The 13,387-nt window shown below is 52.2% G+C and carries 16 protein-coding genes; 6 read left to right on the plus strand and 10 right to left on the minus strand.

Features of this window, described 5'->3' with window-relative positions; all coding sequences use genetic code 11:
* Nucleotides 1–20 precede the first annotated feature (20 nt).
* Both KB235_RS11405 and KB235_RS11410 read right to left on the minus strand, forming a co-directional pair.
* Nucleotides 21–1,256 (minus strand): FtsW/RodA/SpoVE family cell cycle protein, encoded by a 1,236-nt coding sequence (locus tag KB235_RS11405; RefSeq protein ID WP_211779688.1) that lies wholly within the window; start codon nt 1,254–1,256, stop codon nt 21–23.
* Between the two features lie 87 nt (nt 1,257–1,343).
* Nucleotides 1,344–1,622, minus strand: a complete 279-nt coding sequence (locus KB235_RS11410) for an Fpa/YlaN family protein (protein WP_034805704.1) — start codon at nt 1,620–1,622, stop codon at nt 1,344–1,346.
* Nucleotides 1,623–1,794: 172 nt separating this feature from the next.
* On the opposite strand from KB235_RS11410, the gene KB235_RS11415 reads away from it, so the two are divergent.
* Together KB235_RS11415 and KB235_RS11420 are read left to right on the plus strand one after the other, a co-directional pair.
* On the plus strand, nt 1,795–2,262 hold the full coding sequence (locus KB235_RS11415; protein ID WP_211779689.1) for a hypothetical protein: 468 nt from the start codon (nt 1,795–1,797) through the stop codon (nt 2,260–2,262).
* A 96-nt stretch (nt 2,263–2,358) separates the two neighbouring features.
* Nucleotides 2,359–3,555: a multidrug efflux MFS transporter gene (locus KB235_RS11420; protein WP_211779690.1), complete on the plus strand. Its 1,197-nt coding sequence runs from the start codon at nt 2,359–2,361 to the stop codon at nt 3,553–3,555.
* 376 nt (nt 3,556–3,931) lie between these two features.
* Here KB235_RS11420 and KB235_RS11425 read toward each other — a convergent pair whose 3' ends face one another.
* Together KB235_RS11425 and KB235_RS11430 are read right to left on the minus strand one after the other, a co-directional pair.
* Nucleotides 3,932–5,248, minus strand: a complete 1,317-nt coding sequence (locus KB235_RS11425; RefSeq protein ID WP_034805711.1) for a PhoH family protein — start codon at nt 5,246–5,248, stop codon at nt 3,932–3,934.
* Between the two features lie 32 nt (nt 5,249–5,280).
* A complete protein-coding gene (locus tag KB235_RS11430) occupies nt 5,281–5,730 on the minus strand; it encodes a PNPOx family protein (RefSeq protein ID WP_034818024.1) in 450 nt (149 codons plus the stop codon).
* 109 nt (nt 5,731–5,839) lie between these two features.
* Here KB235_RS11430 and KB235_RS11435 point away from each other — a divergent pair, with 109 nt between their 5' ends.
* The gene (locus KB235_RS11435) at nt 5,840–6,040 is read left to right on the plus strand and encodes a YlaI family protein (protein ID WP_024369989.1); all 201 of its coding nucleotides are present in this window, start codon (nt 5,840–5,842) and stop codon (nt 6,038–6,040) included.
* Nucleotides 6,041–6,079: 39 nt separating this feature from the next.
* On the opposite strand, the gene KB235_RS11440 is transcribed toward KB235_RS11435, so the two are convergent.
* Both KB235_RS11440 and typA read right to left on the minus strand, forming a co-directional pair.
* A complete protein-coding gene (locus KB235_RS11440; protein WP_235193430.1) occupies nt 6,080–6,424 on the minus strand; it encodes a YlaH-like family protein in 345 nt (114 codons plus the stop codon).
* Nucleotides 6,425–6,505: 81 nt separating this feature from the next.
* Nucleotides 6,506–8,350 carry a translational GTPase TypA gene (typA, locus tag KB235_RS11445; protein WP_034807539.1) on the minus strand — a complete coding sequence of 615 codons (1,845 nt, stop codon included), beginning with the start codon at nt 8,348–8,350 and terminating at the stop codon, nt 6,506–6,508.
* Nucleotides 8,351–8,513: 163 nt separating this feature from the next.
* On the opposite strand from typA, the gene KB235_RS11450 reads away from it, so the two are divergent.
* Nucleotides 8,514–8,690: a DUF5325 family protein gene (locus KB235_RS11450; protein WP_211779691.1), complete on the plus strand. Its 177-nt coding sequence runs from the start codon at nt 8,514–8,516 to the stop codon at nt 8,688–8,690.
* Between the two features lie 39 nt (nt 8,691–8,729).
* On the opposite strand, the gene KB235_RS11455 is transcribed toward KB235_RS11450, so the two are convergent.
* From KB235_RS11455 to KB235_RS11465, 3 genes are all read right to left on the minus strand, one after another.
* Entirely contained in the window at nt 8,730–9,983 is a 1,254-nt protein-coding gene (locus KB235_RS11455) for an inositol monophosphatase family protein (RefSeq protein WP_034818022.1), read from the minus strand.
* Between the two features lie 78 nt (nt 9,984–10,061).
* Entirely contained in the window at nt 10,062–10,250 is a 189-nt protein-coding gene (locus tag KB235_RS11460; RefSeq protein WP_015881266.1) for a hypothetical protein, read from the minus strand.
* Between the two features lie 245 nt (nt 10,251–10,495).
* Nucleotides 10,496–10,762, minus strand: coding sequence for a UPF0223 family protein (locus tag KB235_RS11465; protein ID WP_034807542.1), 267 nt, complete (start codon nt 10,760–10,762; stop codon nt 10,496–10,498).
* A 184-nt stretch (nt 10,763–10,946) separates the two neighbouring features.
* Between KB235_RS11465 and KB235_RS11470 the strand changes: the two genes are divergently transcribed.
* Nucleotides 10,947–12,428: an aminotransferase class I/II-fold pyridoxal phosphate-dependent enzyme gene (locus KB235_RS11470; RefSeq protein WP_034807544.1), complete on the plus strand. Its 1,482-nt coding sequence runs from the start codon at nt 10,947–10,949 to the stop codon at nt 12,426–12,428.
* A gap of 106 nt (nt 12,429–12,534) precedes the next feature.
* Here KB235_RS11470 and KB235_RS11475 read toward each other — a convergent pair whose 3' ends face one another.
* Entirely contained in the window at nt 12,535–12,852 is a 318-nt protein-coding gene (locus KB235_RS11475; RefSeq protein ID WP_034807546.1) for a DUF3055 domain-containing protein, read from the minus strand.
* 76 nt (nt 12,853–12,928) lie between these two features.
* Between KB235_RS11475 and aac(6') the strand changes: the two genes are divergently transcribed.
* Nucleotides 12,929–13,375 carry an aminoglycoside 6'-N-acetyltransferase gene (gene aac(6'), locus KB235_RS11480; protein WP_211779692.1) on the plus strand — a complete coding sequence of 149 codons (447 nt, stop codon included), beginning with the start codon at nt 12,929–12,931 and terminating at the stop codon, nt 13,373–13,375.
* Nucleotides 13,376–13,387 lie beyond the last annotated feature (12 nt).

The raw sequence follows: 13,387 nt of genomic DNA on the forward strand, positions 1-13,387 counted from the left end.
TTAAAGTAGTCCTTTCAGTCTTACCTTACTACATGCAACGACGAGCTTTGAACGTTTTCTGCTGACTTTTCTCGAATCTCAGCCCGTCTCGTCGCTTCGCGATGCCGGTTTCGCATCGAGATGCTACTCAATACGCCGAGGATGCCCATCGTCATGATGAGTGACGTCCCCCCGTAACTGACGAGCGGAAGTGTGACCCCGGTACCCGGGAACCAGCCGGACATCGCCCCGATATTGATGGCCGTTTGAACCATCAACTGGGCCGCAATCCCGAACGAGACGAACATGGCGAAATGGTTGTCCGAATGGTTGGCGATGTTGATGGCCCGGAACGCGATGAAAAAGAGTAGCGTCAAGACGGCGACCACGCCGACAAAACCGAGCTCTTCCGCGATGATGGACATAATATAGTCCGTCTCCGGCTCCGGCAAGTACCCGTACTTCTGATAACTGTTGCCGAGCCCGACGCCCGTCAAGCCCCCATGGACGATGGAGATGATCGACATGAGCAACTGATGTCCGTAACCTTCCGGGTCCATGAACGGATTGAACACGACGTCGACGCGACTCACTTGGTTATCGGTGAAGACGAACGTATACATCGCATAGACGAAGCCGATCCCCGCCAAGATTGCCGGGACGATAATCCGAAGCGGTGAACCGACAGCGAGCCACATCATGAACATGATGGCCCCGAGGACGAACAGCCCCCCATGGTCCGGCTGACCATTGATGGCGATGGCGTACGGTAGGAAAAAGTAAATGATCGGAATCAAGAAAAATGCGCCGATTTGAGCACGCCACCCTTTTTTGACGATGGCGGCCCGTCCGATTCGGCCCGGGAGACCTTTGAGGTCATCGTTCCACAGGCGGTGATAATAGTTCGCCAAGAGCAAGATGAGCGCGAACTTGGCGATCTCGACCGGCTGCATCGTGAAGCCGCCGACGACGAGCCACGCCCGAGCCCCGTTTAGTGGCGGCATCGCCCATGTGACGAACAACAGGATGACCGTTAACGCATACAGCCCATACAGGATATGTGGTTTCCGAAAGTTCTCATAGCGGAATAGCGTCGCCACCAAATAGACGACGATCCCGATTCCGGCGTAGACGAGTTGTCGGTAAAACAGACCACTATTCGCATAATCCCCGCGGTTCCACACACTGGCACTGTAAATCATGACCGAGCTGATGCCAACGAGCATGAGCACGGCGATAAACAACGTAAAATCAAAATACTGAAATCTCGTTTTCATCTGTTCACTTCCTTATGTACAGCAATCCGATTGACCATTATAAAAAAATACTCAAACAGCGCCGCTTGCACAGTTTGAGTATAAGGTTCATAGTTCTGAAGCTTCCGCGAGCGCGGATAACTTTTGTTCCAATGAATCGAGCAGTCCTTTACCTTCAATGTCTGAAATGAGTCCAAGACGGACCGCGAAATCAATTTGGCGTGATAGACCGAACATATGTGTATCAAGCACCTCTTCATAAAGCGGGCACTTCGGCATTTTTAGGTTTTCTAACTGCACTTCAATCAAACAACGGATTTTCTCCGCATCGGCTTCAAGTAATTGAAGCGCTTGCTCCCGTTGGACTGCAGCCAAATTTGTCGCCACTACGACCCCTCCTCCGTACAATGACAGACTGTTTGTCATAACTCAACTGTACATTATATTTCATCATAATTCAATGAACAGTCGTGATTCAAAGCGAGTTTCTGTCTTGTTCCCAAATTGATGCCAAACCTTGTATAATGAACAGTGTATCGTGAATAAAGGGGGACTACCAATGATTTTTCCGTTGGACGGGGCCGTGCGTCACGCGTTGACGATCGACCCGACCGTTTGGATTTTTGACGAACGCAAGCGAAATGTCGAAGCACTTGATTCTGAACTCGAAAGCGATCAGGACGCCTACTATGCCAAAATGGGGAAGGCATGGGACGAGGGACTGACCCAAGGCGCTCGGATTGACCACAACAAGCCGATGTCACGCGCCGATAAAGATGCTGCGCTCCGCGATTCGTTCGCCATGCCGTTCGCTCCGTTTTTGCAAAACGCCGAACCGCTCACGACGGCGACCCACGTCAGCTTTTACGGGGAGACGACGTTGACGCTTTCGCTCGCAGAAGCGCGCACCGTCTATCTTCAATTCTCAAAGGACGGCAAAGTGCTCACAGACGGGCCTGTATATGTGCTCTATGACAATCAGTGCATTCGCTCGGTCGACCATATCGTCGTCCGGAGCAATGGATGAGGAGGCTTCGGCCTTCTCTTTTTTTTAGACTTTTTACTTCATAAAGTGTAAGATATACCGTATGTAGAATATGATGGAAAGGAAGTGACGCTCACGGTGCCACTGTGGAAAAAGAATCTACTCATCGTTTGGCTCGGGAGTTTCTTGACGGCCGCTTCGATGAGTCTCGTGTTGCCGTTCCTGCCGCTCTTCATTGAAGAGCTGGGTGTGCACGACCCGGACGACGTCGTCACGTGGTCGGCCATCGCGTTCGGTGCCACGTTCCTCGTCGCCGCAATCGTCTCCCCGCTGTGGGGACGGCTCGCCGACCAAAAAGGGCGCAAGTTGATGCTCATCCGGGCAAGCCTCGGGATGGCAACGGTCATGACGCTCATCAGCTTCGTCCAAGACGTCTATCAGCTCGTCGGGCTTCGGCTCTTGATGGGTGCCGTCTCCGGGTTCATCTCGGCCGGCATCACGCTTGTCGCTTCACAAACACCAAAAGAGAAAAGTGGCTGGGCGCTCGGTACGTTGTCGACCGGCGGCATCACCGGTGGTCTCCTCGGTCCGTTGATTGGCGGACTGCTCGCTGACTGGGTTGGGCTTCGATCCGTTTTTCTCTTTACCGGAAGCGCGCTCTTCTTGACGTTCCTCATCACGCTCGTCTTCGTCAAAGAAGACTTCGTGCCCGTGGCGCGCGAAAAACTCGATTCGACGAAATCGATTATCCGCTCCGTGCGTCACCCGCAATTGATTCTCAGCTTGTTTCTCACGACGTTCTTAATCACGTTCTCGACACAATCGATCGGTCCGTTGTTGACGCTATACGTCCGCGAGTTGAACCCATACACGACGTCGCTCGCATTTCTTGCTGGAATCGTCGCCTCGGCCCCGGGAGTCGCCGCCCTGATTTCGGCGCCGCGGCTCGGCCAATGGTCGGACCGATTCGGCGCGGAACGCATCTTGTTTTGGGCGCTCATCGTCTATAGCGCGCTCCTCATCCCACAGGCGTTCGTCACATCGACAACACAGCTCGTCTTCTTGCGCTTCGGTCTCGGGTTCGCGACAGCGGCGCTCCTGCCGTCCGTACAGTCGTTGCTGCGGCAACATACGCCGAGCTTCGCCACAGGTCGAATCTTCTCATACAATCAGTCCGCCCAGTTTATGGGGAACTTGCTCGGTCCGTTGTTCGGATCTCAAATCGTCGTCCATTTTGGATTTTCGGCTTTGTTCGTCGTCACCGGGCTCATCATGTTGATGAACGCATTATTAGAGAAATCAAACGTTCGTTCACTTGTTGCAAAGCCAAAATAAAACGCCGAACGTTAACTCGGCGCAGGATGTTGACGAACCAAATCGCCCCTTGCGATTTGATTCGTCTTTTTTGTGTTCAACGAGTTCAATCTACTCACCCCGACACGGAATGGATGACGTACGATGTCGACGTTCGTTTCGGCTATCATGGCGACAGAAATAGAAAAACGGCCGTCAGATGGCGACCGTTTGCGTTGCTCGTCCGACGGCGCCCCGACTCCTGCAGGAGAGCAATCCGACGGAGACCCAACAGCGACGCTAGTCGCGATGCGGCTCCGGGATTGCCTGCGGAAAGCGTGGACGCCGGAAGGACGAGCGATTCGATTGATGTTAGTCAACAAGCTGAAAACGCCGAGCGCGCGCTCGGCGTTTTTTGTTATAGCAAGTCGGCGGCCAACCGGGCGAGCGACGAACGCTCCCCTTTGACGAGTTGGACGTGACCGAACACGTTTTGTCCTTTGAATCGTTCGACCGCATACGTCAACCCGTTCGAATACTCATCCAAGTACGGATGGTCGATTTGATACGGATCGCCGACGAGGACGATTTTCGAGTTTTCGCCGACACGGGTTAAAATCGTCTTAATCTCATGCTTCGTCAAGTTCTGCGCCTCATCGATGATGATGAACTGGTCCGGCATGCTGCGTCCGCGAATATACGTGAGCGCCTCGAGTTGAATCGATTTGATGCCGGCCAAGATATTGCCGAGTTCGTCTTTTGAATTGGCGTTGAATAAAAATTCCAAGTTATCATAAATCGGTTGCATCCACGGACGGAGTTTCTCTTCCATCTCGCCCGGTAGATACCCGATATCGTTCCCCATCGGGACGACCGGCCGCGCGACGACGAGCTTGTTGAAGCGATGTTCGTCCTCGACGAGGGAGAGGCCCGCCGCGAGCGCGAGCAACGTCTTCCCGGTCCCGGCTTTACCGAGCAGCGTGACGAACGGGATGTCATCACGGAGCAGTAAATCGAGTGCCATCCGTTGTTGGACGTTACGCGGGTGGATGCCCCAAACATGGTCGGCATCGAGCGATAAAGGCCGGATGATCGGTTGCAACGCGTCGACGACGGCGAGAACGCTCGCTTTCGAGACGTTGCTTTTCAAGACGACGAACGAGTTCGGATACAGCTGATTTTTCGAAATGGCCGACACAGGCAATTGACGCACTTTATAGAATTCGTCGATGAGCGTTTGGTCGACCTCAAATTCGCGGTACCCGGCATACAGGTTCGTCGTATCGACGATATGGTCCGTCAAATAGTCCTCGGCTTCGATGCCGATGGCGTCCGCTTTGACACGGACGAGTATATCTTTCGACACGACCACGACTTTTCGGTTCGGGTCGTGCTCGTATTGTTTCATAAGTCCTAATGCGACGGTCAAGATCCGGTTGTCATTCGTCATGACGTCGAACGGAAAATCGACCGAATGTTCATGGCCGATCTCGACGAACAACCGGCCTCCGTTTTCGAGCGGCACCCCGTCGTGCAGTTTCGCGGTCGTCCGAAGTTGGTCGAGGACACGCGCCGTCTCTCGGGCGTTGCGACCGACCTCATCCATGTTTCGCTTCTTCCCATCGAGTTCCTCTAAGACGATCGCCGGGATGACGACATCGTGCTCATCAAATTGAAATAAAGAGAGTGGATCGTGTAAGAGTACGTTCGTATCGAGCACATATGTTTTTTTCATAGACTTTGCCGCCCCTCGCAAATTGTTGGTGATCAGGAGTTCAAGCTTTCCTTGACTTCACGGTCCAACTTTTCTGCTGCTTCCACATCGTACGTCTTGATGATTTCCGGTTGCCCGAACATGGCGCCGTAAAACGAGATGTTTCGAACTTCCTCGATCCGCCCTTCGAAAAAGCGAAGGTGTAGCGCCGGAACGATACTAGGTTCAAACTCCGCGACCGGAGATAACGTCGCGTTGTACGCCGAGCCGTCTTCGATAAAGACGAGGCTCGCTGTTCTCTCTTGCTGTAATAGCGTGATTAAATGTGAGTTTTTCGTCAGGGCGAACCGAATCGTCTGTCGCGTCGGGGCTTGCACCCAACTGATGGCATGTGTCGTCGGCCATCGCTTCGCTTCGTCGAACGCGACTAATATCGATAACGGCATGTCGTTCAACGCACCCTGTTGCGCGTCAGACAGCTCAAACATCGCTTTACTTGCCATACACTCCCCTCCTCCACGGGTATATGAATTGCTTTCGCCCTTACCTCATTCATTCCCTGCTTTTCTATTGTGAAATCATGCTATAATCGAGAAAGAGGAAGGTGAGACCATGCGCGTAAAGTGCTCTCTTTGTGATAAAGTCGAAACGATTGACTCGTGGTCGTTTGAAGCGAAACGGCTTCGCAACAAACCCGCCAAAACGTATATGTGCCAAACGTGCCAAGAACGTATTTCCGAACGAACGGCAGAGCGGAATGCGACCGGTCACTTCAACTTATATCCGTCGTTCCGCCAAAAGCGGAGATGGTAATCAAAAATGACGCCCCGCATAGTGCGGGACGTCATTTTTTTAGTGGGATTCGATCCCTTGGCGGCGGTTCCACCAAAGGCGTCCTCGATAAATCGCCAAGACGATCGCCATGACGAGAAGCACTTCGGGAATCGGCCACGTGAAGAAGACGAGCGCCATCGTTCCGGCACCGAGTGACAAGAGAATGTAGACGACGAGTGATTTCCACCACGTCAACTGTTTGGCAAAACCTAGTTTGAACACGAGAATCGTAAGTAAGATGACCGTGATAATCAACGCGTTAAACCCGACCGAAAAGTCGTTCGCGTCACTGCCGACGCCGAGGAGCGAGGCAATCCACGGCACATCGATTTGTGTGATGTCCATCGTTTGAGAAGCTTTCAAGCTGATAATCCCCCTTTACTTCATACACATCCATTCTACACTATCCAAAACAAAAGGGAACGCCGAGGCGCTCCCATTTCATTATTCTTTACCAAGTTTACGACGCTTGTCAGCTTTCTCGCGTTCGTTCTTGTTCAAGACTTTCTTACGGAGACGAATTGACTCCGGCGTGATTTCGCAGTACTCGTCGTCGTTCAAGAATGTGAGCGACTCTTCGAGTGAGAAGACGCGTGGACGCTTCAAGACTTGTGTCGAGTCTTTTGATGACGCACGCATGTTCGTTAACTGCTTCCCTTTGACGGCGTTGATGGCGAGGTCGACGTCACGGTTACATTCACCGATGATCATTCCCTCGTACACATCCGTACCTGGCTCGATGAAGATCGTTCCACGGTCTTCAAGCGCACCGATTGAGTAAGCCGTCGACTTACCAGGTTCGATACAAACCATGACACCGCTACGGCGGCCGCCGATGTCAGCAGAGATGAACGGACGGTATTCTTCGAACGTGTGGTTCAAGATTCCGTATCCGCGTGTCGCTGACAAGAACTCGTTACGGTATCCGATGAGCCCACGTGAAGGAACGATGAATTCCATACGCGTCTGACCGTTGTCGTTCGTGTTCATGTTCGCAAGTTCACCTTTACGGAGACCGATCGACTCCATGACTGAACCTGTGTACTCTTCTGGCACGTCGATGATGACGCGCTCGAACGGCTCGATTTTCGTACCATCTTCGTCCTCACGGATGATAACTTGTGGCTTCGAAACTTGAAGCTCATACCCTTCACGACGCATGTTCTCGATCAAGATCCCGAGGTGAAGTTCACCACGGCCTGAAACGATCCATTGGTCAGGTGAGTCTGTGTTTTCGACACGGAGCGAAACGTCCGTCTCGAGTTGTTTCATCAAACGCTCTTCGATTTTACGTGCTGTCACGAAATCGCCTTCGCGTCCTGCGAACGGTGAGTTGTTTGTCATGAAGCGCATTTGAAGCGTCGGCTCATCAATGCGGAGGAGCGGAAGCGGCTCTTCTTTTCCGACCGGTGTGACCGTCTCCCCGACGTTGATGTCTTCCATCCCGGCGATGGCAATCAAGTCACCGGCTTTCGCTTCGTCGATTTCAACGCGCTTGAGGCCGAAGTAACCGAACAATTTCGTTACACGAAGTTGCTTGATTGAACCGTCTGTTTTGCAAAGTGACACAGACTCGCCGACTTTGATTTTTCCACGGAAGACGCGACCGACACCGATCCGGCCGAGGTAGTTGTCGTAGTCGAGCATCGTGACTTGGAACTGAAGCGGCTCATCCGAGTTGTCGATTGGCGCTGGCGTGTTCTCAAGGATTGTGTCGAGCACGTACGTGATCGTATCTTCTTGCTTCTCTGGATCAGGATCGAACGAACTTGAACCGCTGACTGCAGACGTATAGACGACAGGGAATTCAAGTTGATCTTCATCTGCTCCAAGGTCAATCAACAAGTCGACAACTTCATCGACGACGTCGAGTGGACGTACCATCGGCTTGTCAATCTTGTTGACGACGACGATTGGACGGAGACCTTGGTCGAGTGCTTTCTTCAATACGAAACGCGTTTGCGGCATGCAGCCTTCACGCGCGTCGACGACGAGGATAACGCCGTCAACCATACGCATGATTCGCTCAACTTCTCCACCGAAATCGGCGTGACCTGGCGTATCTACGATGTTGATGCGTGTGTCTTTATAATCGATTGCCGTGTTTTTCGCGAGAATCGTGATTCCGCGCTCACGTTCGATATCGTTCGAGTCCATGGCGCGCTCAGCGACCATTTCATTTGTCCGGAATGTCCCAGACTGTTTCAACAATTCATCGACTAGCGTTGTTTTACCGTGGTCAACGTGGGCGATGATGGCTACGTTCCGAAGGTTTGTTCTTACGTTCATGTAGTTAGTCCTCTCTTATTTAAAAAAGTTTCATCTTTTATTCAACTTTAAGAGTATAGCACACGTCCCACTACCTTTGTCGAGCGTTATCGACTGTTACCGTTTCCATTTATCATCTTTTTTGCATACAATAGAGGAGATTAGACAATAAGGGGGAATCTCCATGCAAAAGCTGTTCGTGCTCATCGCCATCGCCGTCGTTGCCGGGTTTGTCGGTATCGGGGTCGGCGTCGCCGAAAGAAGTGCCGCCATCATCATCGGTAGCCTCGCGTTAAGCGCGGTCGCCACGTATTTCGGAATCAACTTACGCCGTCGCATCCTCTCGAACCAACAATCATGACAAAAGCCCGGGCACAGTCGATGCCCGGGCTTTTCCAATTTATAAATCTCGCGTCAAACAGATTCGGTCGAGAAGTGGGAGACCGTCCTCTTCAATCGCCGCGTACCCATGGTTCGGGAAGTAATCGCGTTCGACCGATTCGAAACGAAAACCGGCTTGTTGATAGAAACGGAGCTGGACGACACTCGAGTTGCCCGTGCAGACGAGCATCCGCTTTGCACCGCTCCCCTTCGATCGCCGAATCGCGTCTTGGAGCAATCGTTGGCCAATCGTCTGATTTTGGCGTTCCGGCTTGACGGCGATGTTGACGAGCTCAATCAACTCGTCGCTGCGCCGAACGAGCATGTATGCCCCGACGAGTTCGCCTCCGAGCATCGCGACATACGTCTCCCCCGCTTTGAACTGTTCTTGAATCATCGCTTCCTGCGGGTTTGCCAAAAGCAGTAACGTCTCGACATCTTTGTAAGACGCCTGTGGCTGAATCTCTAAGTCAGGCCGTACTTCCGGCGTCGCGCCTTTGGCGATGACGTAATGCTTGACGACATCGTTGACGAACGTCTCGCTTCCGGCGAGGACCGACGTCTTGCCATCGTAACGAATCGGCTCCCCATATAAGGAAGCGACCCGTCCACCTACTTCTTCGACAAGCAACTTACCGGCCGCATAATCCCAGGGCATGTTGCGCATTGTGATATAGCCGTCGACGCGACCTGCCGCAAGCCACGCCAGTTCGAGCGAGGCGGCACCGTGCGCACGTGTCCCGACCGAATCTTTGACGATCGGCGCCAACACTTCCGGTGCGATTTGTCGGTTCGGCGTCACCCACGTCGCGTTCATGCTGAGGAATGCATCTCTTACGTAATGCTCTCTGATGGCAGGCAAGATCCTACCGTTTAACGTCGCCCCCTGATTTCGACGCGCGACGAACAGTTCGTCCGCCATCACATCGTAGACGAACCCATATTCGACGACCTCGTCAATCATGATAGCGACCGAGATGGCGAACATCCGCTTTTGATGGATAAAGTTCAGCGTGCCGTCAATCGGGTCGACGAACCAAACCGTCCCCGTCAAGTCGGCCGGTCCGGTTGAGATGCCCTCTTCGCCTACAATATGATGGTTCGGATAGGCGTCTTGGATCCGGTCGACAATCAGCTGTTCGACGGCCCGGTCGATCTCCGTTACCAAGTCGCCTTTCCCGGTCTTTCGCTCAATCTCGTACCGCTCGTCAATCTGTTGCCGAATATATTCCCCCGCTTGCTTGATTAAGTCGATTGCAAACCATTCCAACATGTATATCACCTCTATCTGCATTGTACCAAACAAAAACCAGTATTCGCATGGAATACTGGTTGAATGGGTGGTTGTGGGTCAGGCTTCGAGACGCAAAAGTTCTTGGCGGTATTTCTCTAACCGATGCTTGCTAGCCTGGACAGTGGCATCATCTTGTGACGCCATTGCATCGAAGAGCGTTGCCAATTCATAATCAATCTCTAAGCGCAGCACCGGAATCCGTTTTTCTGCGTCTTTTCTTTTGAATGCCTCGATCACTTGTTTCATGAGATGCCACACTCCTTTAGTTGGGCTACAAGTTACGGTTTAGTGAGTTGAATTGAGTATATCAGATGAGATTCAAAAAAGAAAGAGAATTGTCTGACTATTTTGAATTTTTTATCTTAGAGAGTATATTCCCACTTCAACCGGTCCTAAACCTGATTTAACTGTTAGTGATATGTACCCTATTTCTGCAGGAATTAACAAAAAAAGCATGAGAAAACGGTTGCGTCTCCTCACACTTTCTACACTCACACTTTTAAAATCTTTGTATTTGATTTTAATGCCGCTTGGACCGTACGATAGGTGGAGTATCCGGTCTGTTCATCGTGGACGGCACTCAATTGTTTTTCCTCGGACTTCGACGTCACGATTCGTTTGAACGTCCGATACGCGTCTAAAAATGCCTCCCGTTCGACGCCACCTTCGTTCGCGAGTGCGACTTGGTTATAGAACTCGACGACGTCGATTAACTCCTCGGTCGTCCAGTCCGGATTGATTGGATAGTTGATTTGCATATTGTTCACCTCGTCACTCATTGTATCAACAAAAAAAACTATTGCAAGTTGGGTTGGAAATCTCTATAGTTTTTTTGTTGCATCATTTTTATCACTAGTTCCTAAACGTCAATTGGGGAAAGACATATAGTTTGATTTTATTGACCGACCTCACCTACAAACTGATTCCAAGGAGGGCTCACTATTGAAATTGAAAGCTGCCACACAGCTCGAGACACCGCTTTTTGACACGTTGCTCAAACACGTCGACACGAATCCAATCGCATTCCACATTCCTGGCCATAAAGGCGGAAAAGGAATGGATCCTGCGTTTCGCGACTTCATCGGCGAGAACGCACTCAAAATCGATTTAATCAACATCGCACCGCTCGATGACTTGCATCACCCGAAAGCAGCTATCGCTGAAGCGGAACGACTTGCCGCCGACGCGTTCCGTGCCGACGAGACATTCTTCTCGGTGCAAGGGACGTCAAGCGCCATCATGGCGATGATCATGGGTGTCGTCGGACCGAACGAAAAGATTATCGTCCCGCGCAACGTGCATAAGTCTGTCATGTCGGCGCTCGTTTTGACAGGAGCCCACCCGGTCTTCATCCATCCGGAGTTTGACGAGACGTATGGCATCGCCCACGGCATCACGGCGAGCGCTGTCGAACGTGCGCTCGAGTTGCACCCGGACACGAAAGCCGTCCTCGTCATCAACCCGACATACTTCGGGGTGGCCGGTGACTTAGAGCGCATCGTCGCGGTCGCGCACGCTCAGGACGTGCCTGTCCTCGTCGATGAGGCGCACGGCGTCCACTTGCCGTTCCATGACGAATTGCCGCTCTCGGCCATGCAAGCTGGGGCTGACGTCGCGGCGACGAGCGTGCATAAGCTCGGAGGTTCGATGACGGGAAGCTCAATTTTGAACGTCCGTCGGGGCCTCGTCTCACCTGAGCGAATTCACGCGATGTTGTCGATGATCACGACGACATCGACGTCTTATTTGTTGCTCGCCTCGCTCGACGCGGCCCGGCGACAACTCGCGACGAAAGGTGAGGCGATGAACAACCGTGCCCTCTCGCTCGCTCGTACAGCGCGTTCGGCCATCAATAACATGCCGCACCTATCCGTATACGGCCACGCCGAACTGCATTCTGAGTCGACGTACGCCCTTGACGAGACGAAAGTGCTCGTCTCGGTCAGAGAGCTCGGAATTACCGGCTTCGAGATTGAGAAGTATTTACGTGAGAAGCATCAGATTGAAGTCGAGATGTCCGATTTATTGAACGTCCTCTTCATCGTGACGAGCGCGGACGACGAATCGACGATCCAAGCATTGATTGACGCGATGCGCGACGTCGTTTCGGTGTATAACACGTCTGACAACGATTCGTTGTCCATCATGCTCCCGGAGATTCCACCGCTCGCGCTCAGCCCGCGTGACGCGTTCTACGAAGAGACGGAGACGATTCCGCTCGAGAACGCCGTCGGGCGCATCTCGGCCGAGTTTATCATGGTCTACCCGCCAGGAATCCCAATCATCATCCCGGGCGAGCTCATCACCGCATCGACGCTCGAGTATATCATGGCGAACATCGAGGCAGGCCTTCCGGTCCAAGGACTCGAGGACGAGTCGCTCCAAATGATTAAAGTGATTCAACAGACGAAAGCCATCCGTTAACACGAAAGCGCACCGGTCGATTGACCGGTGCGCTTTGTTGTCATCAAAAGAAAAGGTGGCTTATGATGATCGAATTGCTTCCCCTTCACCCATTATAAGAAAACGCTTACATTTTTTCAAGAGAAGATTCTTCCGAGTCTATTTCTTTTTCTTCTAAACATAACCGCAAAAACTCAGCGACATGATCCGTGTCTCGTAATGCAATCCCGAGCATCGGGTACAGCTGTCTCGGCTCTTCTAATGCATGTTGATCGAGAAGCGCGGACTGGCCGGTCTGCATGCAGACGACGAGTACCTTGCCCATGAATTGATGCGTATAGACGAAACCGAAATCGTAGCGGGCCCTCTCCGTCTCGATGCCCGTGAAACGGACACGGCTCGTCTCAGAGACCGTATATAAGAGTTCTTCATCGAACGCCATCATGGAGTCCCTCCTTTCTAACATCTCTATATATTTTTCCTTTATACTTGATGTATGAAACCTAAAAGGAGGTGGCGCGATGCAGATTAAAAAGGCGACGTCACGTGACGTACACACCCTAGTCCGTTTGATGCATCAGCTTTGGCCGGATGCGCCAGTCGCCGAGCTGTCGGCCGAAGTCCGACTTGGCCTTCGTTCCGACAAGATGCATTACTTCCTCGCCATCACGGAGGAGCCGATCGGATTTTGCCAACTGAGCTTTCGATATGACTATGTCCCTGGGGCCACGGAAGAACCGACGGCATTCATCGAAGGGATTTACGTCATCGGTCCGGAACGAGGCAACGACGTGGCGACGCAACTGATCGAGACGGCTACAAAGTTTGCCCGCTCGAACGGTTGCTATGAGCTCGCCTCGGATACCGAGATTGACAATACAGGTAGCCAACAGTTTCACGAGCGTCTCGGCTTTGAAGAGGTCGAGCGGACGGTCCATTACATTAAAAAAATCTCTCGCTACGAATAGCGAGAGATTTTT

It is taken from the genome of Exiguobacterium alkaliphilum, from assembly GCF_018138125.1.
Classification (GTDB): Bacteria; Bacillota; Bacilli; order Exiguobacteriales; family Exiguobacteriaceae; genus Exiguobacterium; species Exiguobacterium alkaliphilum.